This window comes from Pseudomonas sp. PAMC 25886, assembly GCF_000242655.1.
GTDB lineage: Bacteria > Pseudomonadota > Gammaproteobacteria > Pseudomonadales > Pseudomonadaceae > Aquipseudomonas.
Window position 1 is genome coordinate 124,361 of the sequence record NZ_AHHC01000007.1, and the last position, 22,635, is coordinate 146,995.

At 59.9% G+C, this 22,635-nt stretch carries 24 protein-coding genes and 1 tRNA gene; 14 read left to right on the forward strand and 11 right to left on the reverse strand.

The genetic code is table 11. The annotated features are described in order from the left end of the window. The first annotated feature begins 179 nt into the window (after positions 1-179). The 9 genes from MUM_RS0100840 to MUM_RS0100880 all read left to right on the forward strand — a co-directional run bounded on the left by MUM_RS0100840 (position 180) and on the right by MUM_RS0100880 (position 7,775). A complete protein-coding gene (locus MUM_RS0100840; RefSeq protein WP_008434911.1) occupies positions 180-1,619 on the forward strand; it encodes an aminotransferase-like domain-containing protein in 1,440 nt (479 codons plus the stop codon). Between the two features lie 104 nt (positions 1,620-1,723). Continuing rightward, the gene (locus MUM_RS0100845) at positions 1,724-2,224 is read left to right on the forward strand and encodes a hypothetical protein (protein WP_010165948.1); all 501 of its coding nucleotides are present in this window, start codon (positions 1,724-1,726) and stop codon (positions 2,222-2,224) included. A gap of 162 nt (positions 2,225-2,386) precedes the next feature. Further along, positions 2,387-2,641 carry a YkgJ family cysteine cluster protein gene (locus tag MUM_RS0100850; RefSeq protein ID WP_010165950.1) on the forward strand — a complete coding sequence of 85 codons (255 nt, stop codon included), beginning with the start codon at positions 2,387-2,389 and terminating at the stop codon, positions 2,639-2,641. A 44-nt stretch (positions 2,642-2,685) separates the two neighbouring features. Further along, a complete protein-coding gene (locus tag MUM_RS0100855) occupies positions 2,686-3,291 on the forward strand; it encodes an START domain-containing protein (protein ID WP_010165952.1) in 606 nt (201 codons plus the stop codon). A gap of 103 nt (positions 3,292-3,394) precedes the next feature. Beyond that, positions 3,395-3,631: a hypothetical protein gene (locus MUM_RS0100860; protein WP_029615722.1), complete on the forward strand. Its 237-nt coding sequence runs from the start codon at positions 3,395-3,397 to the stop codon at positions 3,629-3,631. Positions 3,632-3,844: 213 nt separating this feature from the next. Next, entirely contained in the window at positions 3,845-4,186 is a 342-nt protein-coding gene (locus MUM_RS0100865; RefSeq protein ID WP_003193463.1) for a ribonuclease E inhibitor RraB, read from the forward strand. A 425-nt stretch (positions 4,187-4,611) separates the two neighbouring features. Then, positions 4,612-6,021 carry a circularly permuted type 2 ATP-grasp protein gene (locus MUM_RS0100870; RefSeq protein ID WP_010165963.1) on the forward strand — a complete coding sequence of 470 codons (1,410 nt, stop codon included), beginning with the start codon at positions 4,612-4,614 and terminating at the stop codon, positions 6,019-6,021. A 3-nt stretch (positions 6,022-6,024) separates the two neighbouring features. Then, positions 6,025-6,975: an alpha-E domain-containing protein gene (locus MUM_RS0100875; protein ID WP_010165965.1), complete on the forward strand. Its 951-nt coding sequence runs from the start codon at positions 6,025-6,027 to the stop codon at positions 6,973-6,975. Continuing rightward, positions 6,972-7,775, forward strand: a complete 804-nt coding sequence (locus tag MUM_RS0100880) for a transglutaminase family protein (RefSeq protein WP_010165966.1) — start codon at positions 6,972-6,974, stop codon at positions 7,773-7,775. The genes MUM_RS0100875 and MUM_RS0100880 overlap by 4 nt, the downstream gene beginning before the upstream one ends. 208 nt (positions 7,776-7,983) lie before the next feature. Here the strand turns inward: MUM_RS0100880 and MUM_RS0100885 are convergent, their stop codons facing one another. Continuing rightward, positions 7,984-8,787: a c-type cytochrome gene (locus MUM_RS0100885; RefSeq protein ID WP_010165968.1), complete on the reverse strand. Its 804-nt coding sequence runs from the start codon at positions 8,785-8,787 to the stop codon at positions 7,984-7,986. Positions 8,788-9,468: 681 nt separating this feature from the next. Between MUM_RS0100885 and MUM_RS0100895 the strand changes: the two genes are divergently transcribed. From MUM_RS0100895 to MUM_RS0100905, 3 genes are all read left to right on the forward strand, one after another. After that, positions 9,469-10,674: an acetyl-CoA C-acetyltransferase gene (locus MUM_RS0100895; RefSeq protein WP_010165970.1), complete on the forward strand. Its 1,206-nt coding sequence runs from the start codon at positions 9,469-9,471 to the stop codon at positions 10,672-10,674. Between the two features lie 16 nt (positions 10,675-10,690). After that, positions 10,691-12,835: a 3-hydroxyacyl-CoA dehydrogenase NAD-binding domain-containing protein gene (locus MUM_RS0100900; protein ID WP_010165971.1), complete on the forward strand. Its 2,145-nt coding sequence runs from the start codon at positions 10,691-10,693 to the stop codon at positions 12,833-12,835. A 95-nt stretch (positions 12,836-12,930) separates the two neighbouring features. Beyond that, entirely contained in the window at positions 12,931-13,659 is a 729-nt protein-coding gene (locus MUM_RS0100905; RefSeq protein WP_010165973.1) for an amidotransferase, read from the forward strand. Between the two features lie 126 nt (positions 13,660-13,785). On the opposite strand, the gene MUM_RS0100910 is transcribed toward MUM_RS0100905, so the two are convergent. The 3 genes from MUM_RS0100910 to MUM_RS0100920 all read right to left on the reverse strand — a co-directional run bounded on the left by MUM_RS0100910 (position 13,786) and on the right by MUM_RS0100920 (position 16,490). Beyond that, a complete protein-coding gene (locus tag MUM_RS0100910) occupies positions 13,786-14,757 on the reverse strand; it encodes a magnesium and cobalt transport protein CorA (protein ID WP_010165974.1) in 972 nt (323 codons plus the stop codon). A 72-nt stretch (positions 14,758-14,829) separates the two neighbouring features. Then, positions 14,830-15,585, reverse strand: a complete 756-nt coding sequence (locus tag MUM_RS0100915; RefSeq protein WP_010165976.1) for a lysophospholipid acyltransferase family protein — start codon at positions 15,583-15,585, stop codon at positions 14,830-14,832. 215 nt (positions 15,586-15,800) lie between these two features. Then, positions 15,801-16,490 carry a crotonase/enoyl-CoA hydratase family protein gene (locus MUM_RS0100920; RefSeq protein WP_010165978.1) on the reverse strand — a complete coding sequence of 230 codons (690 nt, stop codon included), beginning with the start codon at positions 16,488-16,490 and terminating at the stop codon, positions 15,801-15,803. A 333-nt stretch (positions 16,491-16,823) separates the two neighbouring features. Here MUM_RS0100920 and MUM_RS0100925 point away from each other — a divergent pair. Further along, a tRNA-Ser gene (locus MUM_RS0100925) sits at positions 16,824-16,913 on the forward strand. Positions 16,914-17,016: 103 nt separating this feature from the next. Here MUM_RS0100925 and MUM_RS0100930 read toward each other — a convergent pair. The 5 genes from MUM_RS0100930 to MUM_RS0100950 form a co-directional block, all read right to left on the reverse strand. After that, positions 17,017-17,286: a hypothetical protein gene (locus MUM_RS0100930; RefSeq protein WP_004371186.1), complete on the reverse strand. Its 270-nt coding sequence runs from the start codon at positions 17,284-17,286 to the stop codon at positions 17,017-17,019. A 329-nt stretch (positions 17,287-17,615) separates the two neighbouring features. After that, complete coding sequence (locus MUM_RS0100935; protein WP_010165982.1) at positions 17,616-17,969, reverse strand: gamma-glutamylcyclotransferase family protein; 354 nt, start codon at positions 17,967-17,969, stop codon at positions 17,616-17,618. A 17-nt stretch (positions 17,970-17,986) separates the two neighbouring features. After that, positions 17,987-18,649 (reverse strand): M24 family metallopeptidase, encoded by a 663-nt coding sequence (locus MUM_RS0100940; protein ID WP_010165984.1) that lies wholly within the window; start codon positions 18,647-18,649, stop codon positions 17,987-17,989. A gap of 68 nt (positions 18,650-18,717) precedes the next feature. After that, positions 18,718-19,296 carry a DUF4337 domain-containing protein gene (locus MUM_RS0100945; protein WP_010165986.1) on the reverse strand — a complete coding sequence of 193 codons (579 nt, stop codon included), beginning with the start codon at positions 19,294-19,296 and terminating at the stop codon, positions 18,718-18,720. 54 nt (positions 19,297-19,350) lie between these two features. Further along, entirely contained in the window at positions 19,351-20,235 is an 885-nt protein-coding gene (locus MUM_RS0100950; protein WP_029615723.1) for a LysR family transcriptional regulator, read from the reverse strand. A gap of 96 nt (positions 20,236-20,331) precedes the next feature. On the opposite strand from MUM_RS0100950, the gene MUM_RS0100955 reads away from it, so the two are divergent. After that, positions 20,332-21,300, forward strand: a complete 969-nt coding sequence (locus MUM_RS0100955) for an SDR family oxidoreductase (RefSeq protein WP_010165991.1) — start codon at positions 20,332-20,334, stop codon at positions 21,298-21,300. Here MUM_RS0100955 and MUM_RS0100960 read toward each other — a convergent pair. Then, positions 21,287-21,643: a DUF2784 domain-containing protein gene (locus MUM_RS0100960; protein ID WP_010165993.1), complete on the reverse strand. Its 357-nt coding sequence runs from the start codon at positions 21,641-21,643 to the stop codon at positions 21,287-21,289. The genes MUM_RS0100955 and MUM_RS0100960 overlap by 14 nt on opposite strands. Before the next feature lie 24 nt (positions 21,644-21,667). After that, positions 21,668-22,564 carry a LysR family transcriptional regulator gene (locus MUM_RS0100965; RefSeq protein WP_010165995.1) on the reverse strand — a complete coding sequence of 299 codons (897 nt, stop codon included), beginning with the start codon at positions 22,562-22,564 and terminating at the stop codon, positions 21,668-21,670. Positions 22,565-22,635: the final 71 nt, after the last annotated feature.

Genomic DNA, 22,635 nt, shown 5'->3' on the forward strand with positions numbered 1-22,635 from the left:
ACAGGAACCCGGGAATCTCCCGGGTTTTTTGTGCCTGCGATTCAGTTCGCCACCCTTACAGTTTTTTCTATCACTGCCGCCCGCGCTCGACTATTGTGGCAACTGTCCCCGTACACTTCTAAACTGTGCCGGTATGTTTCACACAAAAATAAAATACCCGTGAAATCGAGTGCTGCGTCATGACCAATCTGTTGCTTTACCAACGTATCGCCCAGCAACTGGCTGAGGATATTCGCCGCGGTGTCTATCAACCGGGCGAGCGCGTGCCTTCGGTGCGCAAAATGAGCTCCCAGCTCAACGTCAGCCACGCCACCGTGTTGCAGGCCTACGCGAACCTGGAAGACCAGGGCTTGATTCGCGCGCGGCCGCAGTCCGGGTATTACGTGCACCAGACGCCGGCGCTTACCGCGCCCACGCCGGACATCGCCCGGGTCGAGCGTCCAGGGTTGGTCACCCGCAGCAGCATCATTCAGCAGGTGTTGGTGGAATCCCGCCGCGAAGGTGTGTTCCCGCTGGGCGCCGCCGTGCCCAGTGTCGACTATTTGCCCGTACGGGCGCTGCACCAGCAACTGGCCAAGGTCACACGCTTCCAGAGCCCGCGGGCGTTCAGCTACATGTTCAGCCCCGGTTTTGAACCGCTGCGGCGCCAGGTGGCAATCCGCATGCGCGATGCCGGCGTGGTGGTCGACCCGTCCGAAGTGGTGATCACCCACGGGTGCGTGGACGCGTTGCAGATGTCGTTGCGGGTGCTGACGCGGCCGGGCGACTTGATCGCCGCCGAATCGCCAACGTATTACGGCCTGCTGCAACTGGCGGATCTGCTCGGCCTCAAAGTTATCGAAATCCCCAGCGACCCGGCCACCGGCATGAGCCTGGAAGCCCTGCAACTGGCGGCCAACCAATGGTCGATCAAGGCCTTGGTGCTGACCACACGCCTGAGCAACCCGTTGGGCGGCACCATGCCCGAAGAGCGGCAGAAACAGCTGCTGCGCCTGGCGTCGGATTTCGATATCCAGGTGGTTGAAGATGATATCTATGGCGAGCTGATGTTCGAGCTGGGCCGCACCAAGGCCCTGAAAGCCTACGACCGCCTGGACCGGGTCATCTACTGCTCCAGCTTCTCCAAGACCTTGTCACCGGGCATCCGCATCGGCTGGATGATCGCCGGCAAGTACCAGCAGGAAATCCAGCGCCTGCAAATGTTCAGCACCCATTCGGCTTGCAGCGTGACCCAGATGGGCACGGCGGCCTACCTGGAAAACGGCGGTTATGACCGGCATTTGCGCTATATCCGCCAGGAATACCGCAAAAATCTCAGCGCCTTCCAGTTGGCGGTGCAGCAGTACTTTCCCGAAGGCACGCAGATGACCCGTCCGACCGGCGGTTTTATCCTGTGGGTCAGTTTGCCCGGGCGGGTCAATACCCAGGAACTGCACGTGCGCGCCTTGCAGCAGGGCATCAGCATTGCACCGGGGCTGATCTTCAGTAATACGGAACAGTTCAACCACTGTATTCGCCTGAACTGTGGTACACCGTGGAACCGCGAGGCCGAGCGCGCATTGATGACCCTCGGCATGCTGGCGAGCCAGTTATGTCAGGAGACTGCGGCAGGCTTTTGAGGCGTGGAAAGGGGACATAAAGGGTAGCTGGCTATTTAGCATGCTTGTCATGCTGGCCCCAACAGGCGAGCATATGGCCTTCTGCCGTTAATGCTGCTGGCGATATGACTTATACCTTTCCTGCTGCACTGCTGATTTGCGTGTTAAGCCTGTGTAACGCTGGCGCCGTCCTGGCGGCGCCTGCCAGTGAAACAGCGCCTGCTGCCAGCACCCAGCAAAAGGCGCCGGCGAAAAAAGCCGCCCCGGCCAAGAAGGCGCCGGTGGCGAAGAAAGCACCGGCAAAGAAAGCCGCACCGACCAAAAAGCGTGCGCCTATCGCCAGCAAATCAAAATCAGCCCACGAAGTCGCCAAGACTCAGTTACCGCCTGCAGAGCTGGATTTGAGCCTGCCGTCGAACATGGTTCGCCATCTGCAGCCCCTCGGCACCATGCCGCAACCGAAGAATGTGCCGCTGTTGCCGCCGATGTTTGCCGAAAAGCCCACCGATAACAGCGCGTTCCAGATCAACGGGCGCCTGCTCAGCAATGAAATGCAGCTGCAACTGCGCAACGAAGAACGGCGCGAAGTGGAAGGCGCGGCGCTGGATTTCCAGTTCAAGCAATAAACCCGACGAGTAAAAGTGACGCGTACCCCTGACCTTCTGTCGCAGACTGGTCAGTCACTTTTGTTTTCGGTTAAAAACCCCTGTTAAGCCAATTTAAAACGTCTGTTTAAGGGCGTAGTCTTACGTGGCCATCAACACTGAGTTGTCGAGGATCTGTTCGTCATGAAATGCCGTGAAGGCTGTGGCGCTTGCTGCATTGCCCCATCCATCAGCTCGCCGTTGCCGGGAATGCCTGCCGGTAAACCAGCGGGCGAACGCTGCCTGCATCTGTCGGTCGAACAACTGTGCCAGTTGTTTGGCCAGCCTGAGCGGCCGGCGGTGTGCAGTTCGTTCCAGGCGGATCTCGAGGTCTGTGGCAACAGCCAGGAAGAAGCGATCAAGTTGATCGGCTGGTGGGAACAGATGACGGCGGCTTAGTGGGCTGTTCAAAGTACTGAACTTCAACAATAAGGAATAAGACCATGGGTTCACTGAAACGAGTTGCGGTGTTGTGCGGTTTTAGCGTTTTGTTTGCTGCTGCTGCACACGCTGAAGATTGGCAGACCGCCAAGGATGAAGACGGTATCAAAGTCTCCTTGAGTGAAATCGCCGGCTCCAAGTACAAGGCTTATCGCGGTGTGACCACCATCAAGGCACCGCTGGCCAAGATCCAGGCATTGCAGGAAGACGTGGCGGGGGCCTGTTCCTGGATCCACGAATGCAAGTCGCAAAAACTCCTCAAGCAGGAAGGCGACAAGAGCTGGACCTACACCCAGTTCAAGGCACCGTTCCCGGTGACCGATCGTGACTCGATCCTGGAAATCACCACCACCAAGGCCGCCGACGGCACGGTGACCCGCAAGCTGTTGGAAGTGCCGACCTACCAGCCCGAAGTCAAAGGCTATGTGCGTGTGGCCCAGGTCGACGGCTACTGGAAACTGGTGCCTAAAGGCGACAACCTGACCGAAGTGACCTACCAGGTGCACACCGAGCCAGGTGGCAGCGTACCGTCGTGGTTGGCCAACAAGTTCGTGGTGGACGCACCGTTCAACACCTTGAAAGCCCTGAAAGAACACGCTGAGAAGTAACTGCAGCTGATCAGGTGCCTCCGGCCTTGAGTGGAACGAATTCCGAGCCCTCAAGGTCCAGATAGAGGTAAGCCCACCCATGGGTTTTATCGAGGAGGCACTGATGCAAACGTGGAAAATTACCTTCGTTGATGATCATGGCGTGCAGTCCGTGGAGCAGTTCGTCTGCGGCGAAAGACCCAGCCTGGAAGAGGCTGCCCATATGATCCGTGCAAAGTTGCTCCCAGTGGCCGCTGAACTGGACCTCAACGACCTGGAAGGCCGCACGGCCGAGCCCACGGTAAAAAGCCTGAAAGACCAGAACAGTATTCAAATCCTCGACATTTCTCCCGCCGCCTGAACATTCCCTGTACGTCTTTAAACAGCCTCTGGTGGAGCTGATAGCTTCGCGCTACTCTGCAAGGGAGATCAGCGAATGAATCGCTAAGGTCTGGTCTTGTCAGCTACATGCTTGTCTCCCGGCGGCGACGTCATTGCCGTAACACCCGCGCCCTTGCAGCGCGGGCCTTGGGAAGCACGGAAAGTCTATCCATCGGTTTGAGGAGGACGTTTCATGAGCACAGCCTATCAAGAAGACATCAGCACCAATGTGTTGCGCCGCATGAAAGAGGGCGGCTTTGACTTCTCGCGTTTCCACCCCATCGAGTTCTACGCCATTTTCCCGGATGAGGAACGTGCGCGGCGGGCTGCGGGTCGGTTTCGTGGGGAATCCCTGAATGCCCAGGTCAGCGCGCGGGATGACGGCGCCTGGTACCTGGAACTGAGCAAAATCATGTTCGCCACCTACGACGGCATAGGAGACTTCGAGCAGGACTTTGAGGCGGTGGTCGAGCCCTTGGGCGGGATCATTGAGGGATGGGGCGTGAAACAGGAGGTGCGTGGGTTACCCATGTAGCGACATGAGCAACAACACAGCGTATCGGCTGACCTTTGGGTCGGCCGTTTTTGTTTCTGGCGCGGGAAAAATCCTGCGCAAAAAAAAGCCACCCGAGCAGGGTGGCCAAAGGGAAGATCGCAAAGGAGGAGAGCGATTCGGTACAAGCGGTAGTGCGCAATGGATGAAGCTGTAGGACGCGTCCTGTTCAGCTGATGGGGGTGATTATCCCCAGGGTTTGCCGGGCAGTGAAATCAACTCTGACTATGCTGTTGATAGTCAGGGCCTGCATTGCAATGAGGCGCCGCCCATGACAGCGGGCATTTGCTGCACCGGGACGGTGCGGTATGGCCTGGGCCTATATCCAACTGATTGATACTTAAGTGTTTATGCCGCTGGCACGGGCCTTGCGATGGTTCTTGCGTCCGGGTGACAAGGAGTACGGCATGATCCGCACTTATTATGATGAGATGTACGACGGGGCAGGGCAGGTGCGCCCCCATTACCGCGAGTTCGCCCGCTGGTTGGCCGAGACGCCCCCTGAATTACTGGCCCAGCGCCGGCGCGAAGCCGATTTGCTGTTTCACCGGGCCGGCATCACGTTCACTCTGTATGGCGACGAGCAAGGCACCGAGCGCCTGATCCCCTTCGACACGATCCCCCGCAGCATCCCGGCCAGTGAATGGCGGATCGTCGAGCGCGGCTGCATCCAGCGGGTCAAGGCGCTGAACATGTTCCTCGCCGACCTGTACCACGAACAACGCATCATCAAGGCCGGGATCATCCCCGCCGAGCAAGTCCTGGCCAACGAGCAGTACCAGTTGGCAATGCAGGGCCTGGACCTGCACCGCGACATCTATTCCCACATCTCCGGCGTCGATCTCGTACGCGATGGCGACGGCACTTACTACGTCCTCGAAGACAACCTGCGCACCCCCAGCGGCGTCAGCTACATGCTCGAAGACCGCAAGATGATGATGCGCCTGTTCCCCGAACTGTTTGCCGCCCAGCGCATCGCGCCGATCGATCACTACCCCAACCTGTTGCTCGACACCCTGAAAAGCTCCAGCCCGCTGGATAACCCCAGTGTGGTGGTGCTGACGCCTGGGCGTTTCAACAGTGCGTTCTTCGAGCATGCGTTCCTGGCTCGGGAAATGGGTGTGGAACTGGTGGAAGGCGCCGACCTGTTCGTGCGCGATGACCGTGTGTTCATGCGCACCACCGACGGCCCCAAGGCGGTCGACGTGATTTACCGTCGCCTCGACGACGCGTTCCTCGACCCGCTGGCCTTCAACCCGGATTCCATGCTCGGCGTGCCGGGCCTTCTGGCGGCGTATCGCTCGGGCAATGTGGTACTGGCGAATGCCATCGGCACCGGGGTAGCGGATGACAAATCGGTGTACCCCTTCGTCACCGAGATGATCCGTTTTTACCTGGATGAAGAGCCGATCCTGAAGAACGTTCCGACGTTCCAGTGCCGTAATCCCAGCGAACTGTCCCACGTGCTGGCCAACCTTCCGGAACTGGTGGTGAAGGAAACCCAGGGTTCCGGTGGCTATGGCATGTTGGTCGGCCCGGCAGCCTCGGCGGCGGAAATCGAAGCCTTCCGTGCACGCATCAAGGCCAAGCCCCATGCCTACATCGCGCAGCCAACGCTGTGCCTGTCGACCTGCCCGACCTTTGTCGAAAACGGCATCGCCCCACGCCATATCGACCTGCGCCCGTTTGTGCTGCAAGGCAAGGAAACCCGTGTGGTCCCCGGCGGCCTGACTCGTGTGGCGCTGCGGGAAGGCTCGTTGGTGGTCAACTCGTCCCAGGGCGGCGGCACCAAAGACACCTGGGTGGTCGAGGATTGAAATATGTTGAGTAGAACTGCCTCGGATTTGTATTGGATGTCGCGCTACCTGGAGCGCGCGGAAAACCTCGCGCGCATGCTCGATGTCAGTTATTCGCTGTCGCTGATGCCCCAGGACGGGCGCGGTGATGGCCTGCATGAACTGGCGATGCCCCTGCTGATCACCGGCACCCTCGACGATTACCGCGAGCGCCACGGTGAACTGCATGCGGAACGCCTGCTGCACTTCTTCGCCCTGGATGCTGCCAACCCGGCCAGCATCTACAGTTGCCTCGGCGCTGCACGCGCCAGTGCCCATGCCGTGCGTGGGCGAATCACCGCCGACATGTGGGAAAACATCAACGCCACCTGGCTGGAAATTCGCGACATCGCCCAGCAAGGCCTGAGCCGCTACGGCATGAGCCGGTTCTGCGAATGGGTCAAGGAGCGGTCCCACCTGTTTCGGGGTGCCACCTACGGCACCATCATGCGTAACGACGCGTTTCGCTTCATTCGTCTGGGCACGTTTATCGAAAGGGCCGACAACACCTTGCGCCTCTTGGATGCCCGCTACGAGATGGCCGGCGACCAGGCCGAAGCGGTCACCGATGGCACCGCCCACGCCTACTATCAGTGGAGTGCATTGCTGCGGGCCTTGTCGTCGTTCGAGGCCTACACCGAGATCTACCGCGACGCCCCCGGCGCCCGCCAAGTCGCCGAGCTGTTGCTGCTGCGCGCCGATGTCCCGCGTTCGCTGCGGGCGTGCAGTGAAGAGATCGACCAGATCCTTGGCAGCCTGCCCGGCATCAACGGTCGCCCGGCCCAGCGCCTGGCGGCCGAGATGGACGCGCGCCTGCGCTATACCGCCATCGACGAAATTCTCAAGGAAGGCCTGCACGCTTGGCTGACCGACTTCATCCCACTCGTGCGCGAGCTGGGTGACGCTATTTACAGTTCCTACCTGGAGGCGGCATGAGACTTTCCATCAGCCACGAAACCACCTACCACTACGAAGACCAGGTGCGTGCCAGCATCCAGTACCTGCGCCTCACGCCCCATGACAGCGAGCGCCAGCACGTTCTCAGCTGGCAGTTGGACCTGCCTCGGCCGGTGCGGGCGCAACTGGACCCGTTCGGCAATATCCTGCACGTGTTGACCCTGGACGAGCCCCATGAAGCCATCATCATTGGCGCCCGCGGCCAGGTGGATATCGACGAATTGCGCGAGGCCGAGCATGAAAGCCAGTCGGCCTTCCCGTTCCTGCGCTGCACCCGGTTGACCGAACCGGACGACGCCCTGCGCAGCTTTGCCGAAAAACACTGCCACCAGCGTCGCGACCGCAGTGCGTTGATCGACCTGATGCACGCGCTGAACCAGTACATGACCTATTCGCCGGGCTCCACTGAAGTCGACACCTGCGCCGCCAAGGCCTTTGCCGGGCGCGCCGGGGTGTGCCAGGACCACACCCACGCCTTCCTCGCCTGCGCCCGCAGCCTGGGCATTCCGGCGCGTTATGTGTCGGGGTATTTGTACAGCGAAGATTGCGAGCACCTGGCCAGTCACGCCTGGGCCGAAGCCTGGCTGGATGACGCCTGGTACAGCTTTGACGTGACGAACCAACTGGCCCGGCCGGAGCGGCATTTGAAATTGGCGGTAGGCCTGGATTACCTCGACGCCTGCCCGGTGCGGGGCATGCGCCGTGGGGGAGGCCATGAGCAGATGCATGCCAAGGTATTTGTGGCGCCGACACCGGTGATTTCGGTGCAGCAGCAGTAGGATTCCGGGGGAGAGAGGAGCTTTTCTTGGCCGGAGAGCTCCCTGTGGCAGGAAAGCTTTTTGTGGTGAGGGAGCTTGCTCCCGCTGGGCTGCGAAGCGGCCCCCAAACCTGCCCCCGAGTTCTATCTGGAGAAATGCGATCGTCTGATGGGGGGCTGCTGCGCAGCCCAGCGGGAGCAAGCTCCCTCGCCACAGGTTTGCCGGAGCCTTAAGGCTGCTTTCTGCCTGCCATATGCTTCAAATACCCCACCAGCAGGTCCAGGTCCGCATCCGGCAGCACACTGGCAGCAAACGCCGGCATCTTCGCCTGCGGCCAATGCCGCATGCTTTGCGGGTCGCGGATGTAGCGCTTGAGGAAATCCCCGGCGAAATATTCGGTGGGGTTGTAAGGAATATTCAGGTCCGGCCCCACTTGCGCATCGCCGGCACCGTTCAGGCGATGACACGCCAGGCAGTTCTTCTGGAACAGCGCGAAACCTTGATTTACCGGGTCATTCGCCGCCAGCTTCGGGTCCGGCAGTAACGCTGGAAAGCGCTCCGCAACTGTCTTCAACTGCTTGATCCCGGAGATCTGAAACGGCCATTGCTCAGGGCTGATATTTCCCGCCTGCGGGTCCGTCCACACCAGATAAAAAGGCCCGGCGCTGGGTTTGCCGTCTGCCAGCGGCGGCCATGGATGCGCCGGATCTTCCACGGCCAACCATGCCCGTGCACCGCTTTTTGACAGCAGCGGCGCCGCCGTCAGTTCAGCGGCAAAGCCGTCGAGGGCCACCGCCTGCAGATGATTTTCCGGCTTGATGCCCGGCAACAGCGCCGCCAGCGGCACCGCGCGATAGGTCATGTTGCGCTTGTAGGAAACGTCATCAACGACCTGCACCGTCTGCACATCCGGGCGCTTGAGCAGTTCGGTTGTTTCCCAGGTTTTGCTGGCGTGATCCAGCTCGACGGTCAATTGCGCGGCGTTCGTCGGCAGGGCCAGCAGCAGGGTCAGGAGGGCGATGATCTGTTTCAAGGAAGGACCACATATCGGGAAAGGCGGTGGAGCTCACGATACCGTAAAATCACAAAATTTCGGCGCGCAAAACGGCAGCTCCTGACGGGATCGCTATGCGCAATATCCCGAAAGGCGCTGCCAAAGGCTGCGATCCTGGCGCTGTGTATGCGCAGAATGTGGAGTGCGAGTGGTCACCCAATAACCTTGGTTAGATTGGGCAAGATCAGAATCAGGGTGGTGGCGAAAAGAATAAGTCCCGCCTGCCGTACTTTCGAATGCTTGAACATGGCTGACTGCCTTTTGTTGTTATTCCTGAGCGTCAAATGCGTGCCGGTCGATTTAACTATGACGGTGCTGCATGACTCTTTTCTTACAGTTCCTACAGGTGCTCCAGCAAAACCCGGCAGCAACCCTTTACCTCTCCTACAGATTCAACCTTAGAGCCCTCGTTCTACATGGCTTAGATCCATTTCATCTCATTCAATGCGAAAAACTTATTAAAAACGCATGAGGCCAATTGCCAGCCAGACGCCAGCCCTCCGGCTAGACAGCTAAAACGATTAATCAACCGATTCCCGTAGCTTCCTACCGTTCGTCTGAGCGTGAGCGTCAAGGTCAATGAGCGGTTCGGTCATTGAATCCGGCGCCCCGGCGCCTAAGGTAAGGGCACGATTCGTTGCGCAGTCATTCGAGGACATCATGACCCAAGCTTTGATCTTTGATGCGATACGCACGCCCCGGGGCAAAGGCAAGGCTGATGGCGCCTTGCACAGCGTCAAACCAGTAAACCTGGTGGCCGGGTTGCTGACGGCGCTGCAACAGCGCACCGGCCTCGACACGCGGCAAGTGGATGACATCGTCCTCGGCTGCGTCACACCGATTGGCGACCAGGGCGCTGACATCGCCAAGACCGCCGCCCTGGTGGCGGACTGGGACGTCAGCGTCGCCGGTGTGCAGATCAACCGTTTTTGCGCCTCGGGCCTGGAGGCCGTGAACCTCGGCGCGATGAAAGTGCGTTCCGGGTTTGAAGACCTCGTCGTGGTGGGCGGTGTCGAATCCATGTCCCGTGTGCCCATGGGCAGCGACGGCGGCGCCTGGGTGCTTGACCCGCAAACCAATATGCACAGCCACTTCACGCCGCAGGGCATCGGCGCCGACCTGATCGCGACGCTGGAAGGCTTCACCCGTCACGACGTCGATGCCTTTGCCCTGCACTCCCAGCAGAAAGCGGCACGGGCCAGATCAGACGGTTCCTTCAACAAGTCGCTGATCGCGGTGCAGGACCAGAACGGCATCGTGCTGCTGGATCAGGATGAGTTCATCCGCGCCGACTCCACCCTGGAAGGCCTCGGCAAACTCAAGCCCAGCTTCGAAATGATGGGCCAGATGGGCTTCGACGCCACGGCCTTGCGGGTCTACAGCCACGTCGAGCGCATCAACCATGTGCACACACCGGGCAACAGTTCCGGGATCGTCGACGGTGCGGCGTTGATGCTGATCGGCTCCGAAGCCAAGGGCCGTGAGCTCGGCCTGCAACCCCGGGCGCGGATCGTCGCCACGGCGGTCACCAGCACCGAACCCACCATCATGCTCACCGGCCCGGCGCCGGCCACCCGCAAGGCCCTGGCCAAGGCGGGCCTGCGAGTGGAAGACATCGACCTGTTCGAGGTCAACGAAGCGTTTGCCTCGGTGGTGCTCAAGTTCATCAAGGACATGGGCATTGACGCCACCCGGGTCAACGTCAACGGCGGCTCCATCGCCATGGGCCACCCGCTGGGCGCCACGGGTTGCGCGATTCTCGGCACGTTGCTCGACGAACTGGAGGTGCGCCAGCAGCGGTATGGCCTGGCCACCCTGTGTGTCGGCGGCGGCATGGGTATCGCCACCATCATCGAACGCCTCTGAGCCTAAGGAACCCATCATGACCGACGCCATTCGTTACGAAAAAGGCCAGGACCAGATTGTGGTGCTGACCATCGACATGCCCGGCCAGAGCGCCAACACCATGAACGGGGTGTACCGCGAGGCCATGGCGGCCACCGTCGCCCGGCTGGCCGCCGAGAAGGATTCGATTGCCGGTGTGATCATCACCTCGGCAAAAAAGACCTTCTTTGCCGGCGGTGACCTCAATGAATTGATCAAGGTCGACAAGCCCCACGCCAAGGATTTCTACGACAGCGTGTTGCTGCTCAAGGCGCAACTGCGCACCCTGGAAACCCTCGGCAAACCGGTGGTGGCCGCCATCAATGGTGCGGCGCTGGGCGGTGGGTGGGAGATTTGCCTGGCGTGCCAGCACCGCGTGGCGCTGGATCATAAATCGGTACAAATCGGCCTGCCGGAAGTCACCCTTGGCCTGTTGCCGGGCGGCGGCGGTGTGGTGCGCATGGTGCGTATGCTGGGGCTGGAAAAGGCCTTGCCCTACTTGCTGGAAGGTAAAAAGATTACGCCGCAGCAGGCGCTGCAAGCCGGGTTGATTGACGAGCTGGCGGCCGACCGCGACGAGCTGCTGGCCAAGTCCCGGGCGTGGATCCTGGCCAATCCGGAGGCGAAACAGCGTTGGGACATCAAGGGTTATCAGATCCCTGGCGGCACACCGTCCAACCCGAAAGTCGCGCAAATGCTCGCCATTGCACCCTCGATACTGCGCGCCAAAACCAACGGCTGCTTCCCGGCCCCGGAGAAAATCCTGTGTGCCGCCGTGGAAGGCGCCCAGGTGGATTTCGACACCGCGCACCTGATCGAGACCCGCTACTTCACCGAGCTGGTCACCGGGCAAGTGGCGAAAAACATGATCGGCACCTTCTGGTTCCAACTCAATGAAATCAACGCCGGCAGCTCACGGCCCAAGGGCTTTGCACCGTATGTGACACGCAAGGTCGGCGTGCTCGGCGCCGGGATGATGGGCGCCGGCATTGCCTACGTCAGCGCCTCGGCAGGCGTTGAGGTGGTGCTCAAGGACGTCAACCTGGCGGCGGCGGAGAAGGGCAAGGCCCACTCGGCAGGGTTACTGGACAAGAAGGTCGGCCGTGGGCAATTGACCGCTGAGCAGCGGGAGACCATCCTCGCGCGGATTGTTCCTACCGAATCCGATGCCGATCTTGCTGGCTGCGACCTGATCATCGAAGCCGTGTTCGAAGACCGTGAGCTCAAGGCCAGGGTTTCGGCTGCCGCACACAGTGTGGTGGGTGCCGAAGCGGTGATCGCCTCCAACACCTCCACCTTGCCCATCAGCGGCCTGGCCACGGCGGTACCCGACCAGGGCAAGTTTATCGGCCTGCACTTCTTCAGCCCGGTGGACAAGATGCCCCTGGTGGAAATCATCAAGGGCGCCCGCACCAGCGACGAAACCCTGGCTCGGGGTTTTGATTTCGTACTGCAAATCAAGAAAACCCCGATCGTGGTCAACGACAGCCGCGGCTTCTTCACCTCGCGGGTGTTCGGCACCTTCACCAACGAAGGCATCGCCATGCTCGGCGAAGGCGTGGCCGCGCCGATGATCGAGACCGAGGCGCGCAAGGCCGGCATGCCGGTGGGGCCGCTGGCGGTCTCTGACGAAGTTTCCCTCAGCCTGATGAGCCATATCCGCCAGCAGACGGCCAAGGACCTTCAGGCCGAGGGCAAGCCGTTACCTCAGCATCCGGCGTTTGCCGTAATCGACCTGTTGCTCAACGAATACAAGCGTCCGGGCAAGGCGGCGGGGGGTGGCTTCTACGATTATCCGGCGGGCGGGCAGAAACACCTGTGGCCGGAGCTGAAAAGCCGCTTTGAAAAGCCCGGCCAACGGATCTCGGCGCAGGACGTGCGCGACCGTCTACTGTTTATTCAGGCCATCGAAACCGTGCGTTGTGTGGAGGAGGGCGTATTGATGTCGACGGCCGATGCCAACGTCGGCTCGATCTTCGGTATCGGCTTTGCCGCCTGGAGCGGCGGGGCGCTGCAGTTCATCAACCAGTACGGCCTGAACGATTTCATCGCCCGGGCGCGTTACCTGGCCGAGCAATACGGTGAGCGCTTCACGCCTCCGGCGCTGTTGTTGGAGAACGCTGCACAGAACGCGACCTTCTGACGGGTTTGGGCATGTGCGGGGCTTGCCTTGGAAGGGTATTTCAAGGCAGGCTCTGGGGGTGTTCATTATTCCCATCGCCGTGTCAGGTATTTTTTATGTCGTTACGCGTGTGCATCCTGGAAACCGATATCCTGCGTCCCGGGCTGATCGATCAGTACCAAGGGTACGGGCAGATGTTCAAGCGCCTGTTCTCCAAGCAGCCGATTGCCGCCGAGTTCGTCGTCTATAACGTGGTGCAGGGTGAATACCCGGCGGATGACGAAGTGTTCGACGCCTACCTGGTGACGGGCAGCAAGGCCGACTCCTTTGGCACCGATCCATGGATCCAGACCCTCAAGACCTACCTGCTGGACCGCCATGCACGCGGCGACAAGCTGATCGGCATCTGCTTCGGCCATCAGTTGCTGGCACTGCTGCTGGGCGGCAAGACCGAGCGGGCGACCAAAGGCTGGGGCATGGGCATCCATGACTACAAACTGAACGCCAAGGCCCCGTGGATGAGCCCGGTGGTGGAAGAACTGACGCTGTTGATCAGCCATCAGGATCAGGTCACCACCTTGCCGGAAAACGCCACGGTGATCGCTTCCAGCGAGTTCTGCCCGTTTGCGGCGTACCACATCGAAGACCAGGTGCTGTGCTTCCAGGGCCACCCGGAATTTATCCACGACTATTCCCGCGAGTTGCTGGAGATTCTTCAGACAACCCTGGGGGAAAAGGTCTACACCAATGGCGTGGCCAGCCTGGAACGAGACCACCACGGCGTCACCGTGGCGGAATGGATGATGCGGTTTGTGGCGCACAAACCAGAAGCCGGCGCGGCTTGACGCACAATAATGTAGGAGCTGGCTTGCCTGCGATGCAGACACCTCGGTTTTTCAGTAAAACCCAGGTGATGCGATCGCAGGCAAGCCAGCTCCCACCGTTTGATCTTCTGCACATTGAAGAGAGTTTTACAGCCAGCCTGAGCGCTTGAAACTGGCCCACAACCCCGAACACCCCACCGCAATAAACCCCAGCACCGCAAAATAGCCGTAGTGCCATTGCAGCTCCGGCATGTTCTGGAAGTTCATCCCGTAAATCCCGGCCACCGCCGTCGGGAACGCCAGAATCGCCGCCCACGCGGCAAACTTGCGCTGCACCACGCTTTGGCGCTGGGCTTCCAGCAACACCCCAATCTCGATGGTCTGGCTGGCGATATCCCGCAGGGTGGTCAGGTCTTCCATCTGCCGGGTGACGTGAATCTGCACGTCGCGAAAGTACGGACGCATGTTCTTGTCAATAAACGGAAAACTCAGCTTCTGCAGCTCCTGACTGATTTCCACCATCGGCGCTACATAACGCTTCAGCCGCAGCACATCGCGGCGCAGGCCGTGGAGTTTTTGGATGTCATGTTCATTCAGGGAGTTGCACAGCACATTGCGCTCCAACTCATCGACCTCGGCATGAATCGCCTCGCTCACGGGCTGGTAGTTCTCGGTGACGAAATCCAGCAGTGCATAGAGTACGAAATCTTCCCCATGCTCCAGCAGCAGTGGCCGCGCCTCACAGCGCTGGCGCACATAGCCGTAGGACGCCGAATGGCCGTTGCGGGCAGTGATGATGTAGCCGTTGCCGGCAAAGATATGGGTCTCGATAAACTCCAGCTTGCCGTTATCGCGCACCGGCGAATAGGTCACGATAAACAGCGCATCGCCGAAGGTTTCAAGCTTGGGCCGGCTGTGTTTTTCCAGGGCATCTTCGATGGCCAGTTCGTGCAGGTTGAACTGGCGCTGCAGGTTGGCCAGTTCCAGGGCGCTGGGCTCTTCCAGGCCGATCCATACAAAGTGGTCGGGCTTGGCGGCCCAGGCGGCGCCTTCGTCGAGGGTGATATCGGTGACTTTCTTTCCGGCGCTATAGACGACGGCCGCAACAACTCTACCCATAGTGCTGATCGCTTCTTCTTGAATGGCAGATGACAACTGTCAGGCAGCTTAGCCTGCCCTGCCCAATCAGAGTCAGCAAATTCGGCGGGGTTCAGCCGTGATTGCAGGTGTGGTTTGCAACTCGCGATCCATCGCCTCGATGCAGTCGCGCATTTGCTCGCGGCAGGTCTGCATTAACAGCGGCATGTCATCCATCGTCAGCCCCTTCGTAGGAATCGGCGGCAACGAGCGAATCAGAATATCGCCACTGTTCCAGCGGTTGAGCTTCATCTGCTTCACATAGGTGCTGACACACACCTGCACAATCGGCACGCCTGCGGCGATTGCCATCTGGAACGCGCCCTTCTTGAACGGCAGCAACGTCTCACCGAAGTTACGCGTGCCTTCGGGGAACACCCAGATCGAGGTGTCTGCGTGTTGCAACGTGTGGGTGGTGGTCAGCATCGAGCGCCGGGCCTTGTGCGCGTTGCCCCGGTCGATCAACACATTGCCCGCCAGCCAGAACAACTGGCCGAACAACGGCACCCACTTCAGGCTCTTCTTGCCGATACACACCGTGCGGTACGGCACCACGGTGCCGAACACAAACAGGTCATAGTTGGACTGATGGTTGGCAATGATCACGCAACTGCTGGGTTTGTTGCGCAGCGAGTCGACATCAGCCTTCACCCGCAGGCGCAACAGCCACATCGCCGGCACGGCATACAGGCGCGCACAGTAACGGCTGTTGTCCGGATTGAACGGCCGACAGATCCCCAGCAGCACGCCCAGCACGCCCGCAATCATAAAATGCAGGCCCATCAACAACATGCGTAACAAAAAAAGCATCGACACAGCCCATCGGGACAAAAGGTGGCGCAGTGTACGGATGTGCACTGTATTCGGCAATTGCCCCTATAGAGTCAGGAGATAGGCGATGTTTAAGCGCATGTTTCAACAAGACGTGACAGACACTGTCTAGAGCGGTTGTAGGCAATCCGGAATTCTTTGTAAGAAAAAGCCCGACTCAAGGTCGGGCTTCGATTCAGGCGGCGCAGGTTTGATTAACCCAAGTGACCCTGATCCTGAATGATCGCGTCATCCAGGGCTTCCAGCAGCGCCTTACGCACCTTCAGTTTGGTGTGCTTGTGGGCGTTCATATTGATCTTCTTCAACTGGCGAGCTGCCTCCAGCGCTGCGGCCTGCAAGTCTTCCGGTGCGACCACCTTGTCCAGGAACCCGGCGCCCAATGCGTCCTGCGGGTTAAACATCTCGGCATTGATCACCGAACGGTGGAACGCCGACTTGCGCAGACGATCCCGCGCCAGCTCGATCCCGGCGTGGTGCATGGTCATGCCGATCATCACTTCATTCAGGCCAATGCTGAACGGCCCGTCCACACCAATCCGGTAATCCGCCGACAGCAACAGGAACGCACCCTTGGCCACCGCGTGCCCTGGGCACGCCACGATCACCGGGAACGGGTGCGACAACAGGCGGCGGGCGAGGGTGGAACCCGACGTTACCAGACTCACCGCTTCTTTAGGGCCGGCGGTCATCACCTTCAAATCATAGCCACCGGACAAAATCCCCGGCGTGCCCGTGATGATCACCACCGCCCGATCCTTCTCGGCCTGATCCAGCGCTTGATTAAACGCACTGACCACTGCCGGCGAAATGGCATTCACCTTGCCGTTGCTCAGGGTCAGGGTCGCGATACCGTCTTCGAGGTGGTAGGCAATCAACTCACTCATGACGCGATTCCTTGTAATGCTTGTAATAGAAGGACAGACGGCAGACGTTACCCACCGCGCCCGCCCTGGTAAAGCGCCGTGACTGACTACCCAGTCAGACTTTTCCCGCATGCCCACCCGCAGGCAGCCTTCGGCAGGGCGCAGCAGCTACTATAGACAAGCGCCGCGAGTGCCCGAGAATGGCAGAATCGCCGTGGTGTGCATGGCGCCGCAGAGGGCTGGAACGGCATAACCGCCTAAGCGCATGAAAATTCTGAAAAAAACCTTTGCCATCGGAAAAGCTTTCGACTACATTAGCGCGCCTCGACAGACTGAATCAGTTTGACGAGATACGGTGAAGTGTCCGAGTGGCTTAAGGAGCACGCCTGGAAAGTGTGTATACAAGAAATTGTATCGAGAGTTCGAATCTCTCCTTCACCGCCAAATTCGATGTAAATAAAACCCCTGGTTTCGAGAGAAATCAGGGGTTTTGTGGTTTCTGGGGTTTGAATAGGTGGTTGTGCCAGGGAAAATTAAGCCAATGGGTTTAGGAGCACTGCGTAGCCATACGTCGCCCTATAACATCGAGCAAATCACAACCATCGCGCAACGGAATCGAACACAGCAGCGAAAAGTCACTAAGCACAACCGTATCGCTGCTGATTTCCGCACGCAGTGCCAGATTTTCGAGAACTTGAGTAACAGCACGAATTCGATATCCAGCAGCGTCCAGCAAAACGTCCAGCGGCGCAGTGGTATCTACAAAAAGGGCAGGTGTCTCGCAATCGTTGCTGGTGAGGGCCATGTACTGGTTCATGCGTGAATCTCCGTTTGCTTAAGGAGAGCTGCCACGCATTTGTTACCAAACAAAAGGGTGGCAGCTGTACGCAGGTTGGCGAACCGGACAAATCGGAAAACCGGCAGACCCGAAGGTCTCCCACGCACAGCTACCATCGAGCAGCTTATTGCGCGTAGGGGCATCCCGCAAACTTAGCCGGGTGGCCTCTGCCAATTTGTAGTCGAGTCGCCAAACCCGAGTCGCTATGAGAGCGACCGGCGAACTATATGCCTCACCTCACAAGCCCGGCAGGGCATGCCTTCCGATTGATCTGTAGGAAATCACTCCGGTTGACGAGCTGCACCCCCTTAAGCCTGCACATACACCCAAGCCGTCAACCCCGAAGCCAACCCCACCGAAACCCGCTTATAGTCCGACACCTCATACGCATCCGCCGCCGCCAGTTCCTGCTCGGTGATCTGAAACACCATCCCCTCAACACTGTCCTCATTCCGCCCGCTCGGCGCAACGATCGGATGATGGGACTTGCCACTGGCCGCCAACACCTCAGGATCCGTAATCTCCACCCAGCTTTTCGAGTACCCCAGCATCGCATCCTGCTGACCCGCCAGCTCCCGCCCAAAGTTGGACAGTTGAACGGCCTTGTCCTGCAACGTGCCGTAGGAAAACAACAGCACGGGAAATTCGGTCGAGCGTTCCATCTTTATTCCTTGAAAAGTTAAGCCAGCAAATCTTCGTAAAACGCACCATAAGCTCCGCTCGGGTGCGCAATCTGTATCTCAAGAATCCACAGCCCTTCATTCGGATACTGGTCAAAATCCCCAAGATCACCGCCACGGTAAATCGCATGGGGGAAATCGCTGACGCGATGCCCTTTGATGTCCAGGTTCAGCACCCAACCCATTTCCTTTGCTTGCTCTTCGGCAAAACGATACAGCTCCAGGCCGACGACTTTGTCGTTCTTCCAGCGCTGCTCAACCCGGTCGAACAACTCTTTCGCCGCGCTCGCGCACGCGGCCATCTCGGGGTTGTTGCCGGTGCTGAAGGTCGCCCCGGCATCACCTTCATGGCCTTGCCACACGGCGCCCATGTCGATGAAGTAGATGTCGTTTTCCCCCAGCGCCGGGTCGCCGTCGGAGCGTTCCTTGAACGTTTTGAGGGTGTTGGCGCCAAAGCGCACCAGCAGCGGGTGCCAGATGCGCTGCATGTCGAGGTCGGCGAGGACTTTTTTGCCGAGTTCGCGGGCTTCGGATTCGAGCATGCCGGGGCGGATGAGTTTGGACAGCGCTTCGATGGCGCGCCAGGTCATGGCCTGGGCGTAGCGCATTGAGTCGATGCTGTAGGCGACGCCCACAGCTTCCTTGGATGATTGTGCGGTCACCGGCTTTTCCTCGGCTTTATAGTGTCAGGCGTTATGCGTTTTACTATATAGCGATGGCATGATGGAACTTAAATATGCAGCCAGGCCATCCCACCCAACACCACACTCACACCACCGGCGGTATACGCCATGCGCTTCAACCATTCCTTCCTTGTCAGCAAGGTAATCGCCGCCAGCGAAATCGCGATCTGAATCGCGGTCATTGCCTGCGCCCAGCGGTGATGCTGATGCAGCGCCTGCTCTGACTTTTCATCCCATTCTTTCGAGGTGGCTTCAAGCTTTTCGGCTTTTTTGCGCACGTCTTCCTTCTGGGTTTTATAACGCTCGATCTCGTCGGTGTAGTGCTTGGCGTCGACGCCTGGGATATGCGTCGCCAGCTCCGCAAGGTTCTGCCGGCTGGATTTGGCCTGGTAGTAGTTCCATTGGTTGGCGGCTTCGGTCTTGAAGATGGCGGCGTTGTTTTTGTCCATCGCCGCTTCGCTTTCGGTGGAGCCGGCCTGGTAGCTGAGCATGGCGCCGACGGTGGCCATGATGGCGGTCATCACGGCGATGCGGCTGGCGAAATTGTCGCCCTGCCTGTGGGCATGTTCGGTGGCGTGTTCGACGTGTTTTTCGTGGGGGCTGGGGACTTCGAAGGCTTCGGACATGGGGGCGTCTATGAAGGGTTTGAGGGACTCTGATTCTTCACCAGCGAAGCTGTCTCAATCCTGTACGTAATGCTGCAAACCGGCCACCAGGGCATCAAAGGTGACGCGGCAGCGCGGGCTGTTGCGCAGGTCTTCGTGCATGGTGACCCAGGTGTCGAGCTGGAGGGCGAATGCGTCCGGCAGGACCCGGCTCAGGCGGGCGTCTTGCCGGGCCAGTTTGACCTGGCAGCCGCCGATGCCGGCGCCGGCGCGGATCAGGGCCAGTTGTGCGAGGTCGCTGTCGCTGCTGAGTGAAAACGCGCTGCGCTCGAACCCTTTGACGGCCAGGCTGCGGATGAAAGCGCTTTCCTGGTCGTAGCCGATGACTGAATGGGTGGTGAGGTCGTTCAGGCTCTGGGGCGTGCCGTGTTGTTGCAGGTAGTCGTTACGTGCGTGCAGGCCGACTTCGATCACGCCGATGCGTTTCGCCAGCAGTTGTTCCTGGCTGGGTCGGACCATTCGCACGGCGATGTCGGCTTCCAGTTGCAGCAGGTCCAGCAGGCGGTTGCTCAGCACCAGTTCGACCTTGAGGTGCGGGTGCTGTTGACGCAGGCGGGTGATGATCGGCGGCAGCACTTCCACGCCGATCACTTCGCTGGCCGACACCCGCACCACGCCACGCACTTCGGGGCCTTGGGGCGAGGCGGCGCGCTCGAGGGCGGCGGCCGTGGTTTCCATGGTTTCGGCGTGGGTGCGCAGGGTGAGGGCGACGGCGGTGGGCAGCAGGCCGCTGGCGGAGCGGGTGAACAGCACCGCGTTCAGGGATTTCTCCAGCGCAGCGATGTGCCGCCCAACGGTGGGCTGCGTAATGCCGAGCTGCCGTGCGGCCCCCGACAGCGATCCTTCCTTGAGTACCCCGAGGAATGACCGGTAAAGCTCCCAACCAATAGTCGATGCCATGCATAAATGTATAGCGTCTGGATGATCTTCGGCAATTCCTCTATAGCCCGCCGGCGAACAGAATCGCCTCATCAAACAACCCCAAGGGGAAAAAGCATGAACAAGGTTCTGGTGTTGGGTGCGACAGGCGGGATTGGTGGCGAAGTGGCGCGGCAGTTGTTTGCTGCCGGCTGGCAGGTATGTGCGCTGACGAGGGATGTGGATAAGGCCCACACCCAGAACGCCGATTTCACCTGGATAAAAGGTGATGCCCTGAACCGTGAGGAAGTGGTTGCGGCGGCGAAGGGCTGTTCGGTGATCGTGCATGCCGTCAACCCGCCCGGCTACCAGCGTTGGGCGGAGCTGGTGTTGCCGATGATCGACAACAGCATCGCCGCGGCAATCGCTGAAGGGGCAATGATTGTTTTGCCAGGCACGGTTTATAACTACGGCCCCGACGCATTTGCGCGGCTGGAGGAGGATTCACCCCAGCATCCACTCACCCGCAAGGGCGCGATCCGGGTGGAGATGGAACAGCGTTTGCGGGAGGCCACCGAGCGTGGCGCCCGGGTATTGATCGTGCGCGCCGGCGATTTCTTCGGTGCCAAGGCCGGCAGCAGCTGGTTCTCCCAAGGGTTGATCAAACCCGCAAAACCGGTGGCCAGCGTGAGTTATCCAGGCGCGCCAGGCGTGGGGCATCAGTGGGCCTACCTGCCTGACGTGGCGAGCACCGTGGTCGAGCTGATCGCACGCCGCGACACCCTGGAGGCCTTCGCCCGTTTTCATATGGCGGGGCATATTGACGCCGATGGCCGGCAGATGAGCCAGGCGATTCAGCGGGTGGTGTCACGCAGGACCGGCCAGCAGCCTTCTGTACGTACTTTCCCGTGGTGGCTGCTGAAACTGGCCGCGCCCTTTGTCACCACCTTCCGCGAGATGCAGGAAATGCGCTACCTGTGGCAAACCGAGGTGCGCATGGACAACCGCCGCCTCGTACAGATATTGGGCAGCGAACCGCACACGCCTTTGGACGAGGCGGTTGAGGCGACATTGGTGGGTATGGGCTGCTTGCCTAGGCGCGCCTGATCAGCCGCACATACACCGCGATATTGATCAGCAGCACCAGCGCGCCCAGCCCCAGCTGGATCTGCGGCGTCAGCCCGGCCGGGTAGATCAGGGTCAGGATGTAATGCTCGATAAAGCCGCCGCCATAACCGTCTTGCCCGGCCAAATGACGAAACAGATTTTCCCAGCGAGTCAGCGGGCAGGGCAGATGGAACACTTCAACGGCAACGCCCCACGCGGCGGCAGGCAAATGCAGCCACATGACCGGTCGCCATTTGAGGGCGAGCAAGCCGCCGAACAGCACGAACAGAATGAACAACAGGTGAAACAGCACCAGGCCGTCGGCGGCAAAACGGTAGAGCATGATGGGGTTCGCTTTTTGAATGGATCAGGTCCCGAATTCTTCCTTCAGGAACTCAATGAACACCCGCAGTTTCTTCGGTGTGTTCGTACGGTTGAAGTAATACAAATACAGCGCGCTGTGGGCAATCCAGTCGTCCAATACCTCCACCAACTCACCGCGTTGCAGGTACTGCTCGACGCTGGAGCGCGCCACGTAGGCGAAGCCAAACCCGTCCAGCGCACCGCGCACCATCAACTCCACGTCATTGGTCGCCAGCCGGCCTTTTACCGTCACCCGCATTTGCTTGCCGGCTTTTTCAAAGTCCCAGCGGTGCAGTGAGCCGGTCTGCGCGCTGCGGTAGTTGACGCACTCATGCTCCAGCAAATCGTGGGGATGAGTCGGCAGCTTGCGCCCCTGCAAATACTCCGGCGTGGCGACGATGACGAATCGCAGTTGCGTCGCCACCGGCACCACCACCATGTCTTCGGCCAGCACGTGGTCGTAGCGGATGCCCGCGTCAAAGCCCTGGGCGACGATGTCCACCAGGCTGTTGTCCACCGCCACTTCCAGGTTGATGCCCGGGTATTTGCGCAGGAAGCGCTGGAGCAATGGTTGCAGGACCATTCGGCTGGCGGTGGAGGGAATGTTCAGGCGCAAGGTGCCGGCAGCGTCGACGGTGGCCGCCGCTACGCTGTGCAGGCTGGTTTGCAGTTCTTCCAGCAGCGGGGTGATCTTCTGGATCAACTGTTCGCCTGCCTCGGTCACGCTGACACTGCGGGTGGTGCGGTTGAGCAGTTGCACGCCCAGTTGTTTTTCCAGGGCACGCACGCGATGGCTGACGGTCGACACCGAGAGGCTGTTGGCGTCGGCCGCCTGGGTGAAGCTTTTCGAGCGGGCGACCTGCAAAAACAGGCGTAATTGCTGGAAATCGGGCGTGTCCATTGTGTGGTATTTCCGAAAGGGCCTTGCGGATTATGCATCTTTTTAGCAAGAACAGCGGCGCGCATACTTTT

Coding starts and splice junctions, on each gene's coding strand:
- MUM_RS0100880 (WP_010165966.1), top strand. CDS start 6,972: ATGAGACTTTCCATCAGCCACGAAACCACCTACCACTACGAAGACCAG.
- MUM_RS0100865 (WP_003193463.1), top strand. CDS start 3,845: ATGAGCACAGCCTATCAAGAAGACATCAGCACCAATGTGTTGCGCCGC.
- MUM_RS0100965 (WP_010165995.1), bottom strand. CDS start 22,564: ATGGACACGCCCGATTTCCAGCAATTACGCCTGTTTTTGCAGGTCGCC.
- MUM_RS0100960 (WP_010165993.1), bottom strand. CDS start 21,643: ATGCTCTACCGTTTTGCCGCCGACGGCCTGGTGCTGTTTCACCTGTTG.
- MUM_RS0100945 (WP_010165986.1), bottom strand. CDS start 19,296: ATGTCCGAAGCCTTCGAAGTCCCCAGCCCCCACGAAAAACACGTCGAA.
- MUM_RS0100875 (WP_010165965.1), top strand. CDS start 6,025: ATGTTGAGTAGAACTGCCTCGGATTTGTATTGGATGTCGCGCTACCTG.
- MUM_RS0100840 (WP_008434911.1), top strand. CDS start 180: ATGACCAATCTGTTGCTTTACCAACGTATCGCCCAGCAACTGGCTGAG.
- MUM_RS0100950 (WP_029615723.1), bottom strand. CDS start 20,235: ATGGCATCGACTATTGGTTGGGAGCTTTACCGGTCATTCCTCGGGGTA.
- MUM_RS0100935 (WP_010165982.1), bottom strand. CDS start 17,969: ATGGAACGCTCGACCGAATTTCCCGTGCTGTTGTTTTCCTACGGCACG.
- MUM_RS0100870 (WP_010165963.1), top strand. CDS start 4,612: ATGATCCGCACTTATTATGATGAGATGTACGACGGGGCAGGGCAGGTG.
- MUM_RS0100910 (WP_010165974.1), bottom strand. CDS start 14,757: ATGGGTAGAGTTGTTGCGGCCGTCGTCTATAGCGCCGGAAAGAAAGTC.
- MUM_RS0100845 (WP_010165948.1), top strand. CDS start 1,724: ATGACTTATACCTTTCCTGCTGCACTGCTGATTTGCGTGTTAAGCCTG.
- MUM_RS0100850 (WP_010165950.1), top strand. CDS start 2,387: ATGAAATGCCGTGAAGGCTGTGGCGCTTGCTGCATTGCCCCATCCATC.
- MUM_RS0100905 (WP_010165973.1), top strand. CDS start 12,931: ATGTCGTTACGCGTGTGCATCCTGGAAACCGATATCCTGCGTCCCGGG.
- MUM_RS0100955 (WP_010165991.1), top strand. CDS start 20,332: ATGAACAAGGTTCTGGTGTTGGGTGCGACAGGCGGGATTGGTGGCGAA.
- MUM_RS0100920 (WP_010165978.1), bottom strand. CDS start 16,490: ATGAGTGAGTTGATTGCCTACCACCTCGAAGACGGTATCGCGACCCTG.
- MUM_RS0100930 (WP_004371186.1), bottom strand. CDS start 17,286: ATGAACCAGTACATGGCCCTCACCAGCAACGATTGCGAGACACCTGCC.
- MUM_RS0100895 (WP_010165970.1), top strand. CDS start 9,469: ATGACCCAAGCTTTGATCTTTGATGCGATACGCACGCCCCGGGGCAAA.
- MUM_RS0100900 (WP_010165971.1), top strand. CDS start 10,691: ATGACCGACGCCATTCGTTACGAAAAAGGCCAGGACCAGATTGTGGTG.
- MUM_RS0100855 (WP_010165952.1), top strand. CDS start 2,686: ATGGGTTCACTGAAACGAGTTGCGGTGTTGTGCGGTTTTAGCGTTTTG.
- MUM_RS0100915 (WP_010165976.1), bottom strand. CDS start 15,585: ATGCTTTTTTTGTTACGCATGTTGTTGATGGGCCTGCATTTTATGATT.
- MUM_RS0100860 (WP_029615722.1), top strand. CDS start 3,395: ATGCAAACGTGGAAAATTACCTTCGTTGATGATCATGGCGTGCAGTCC.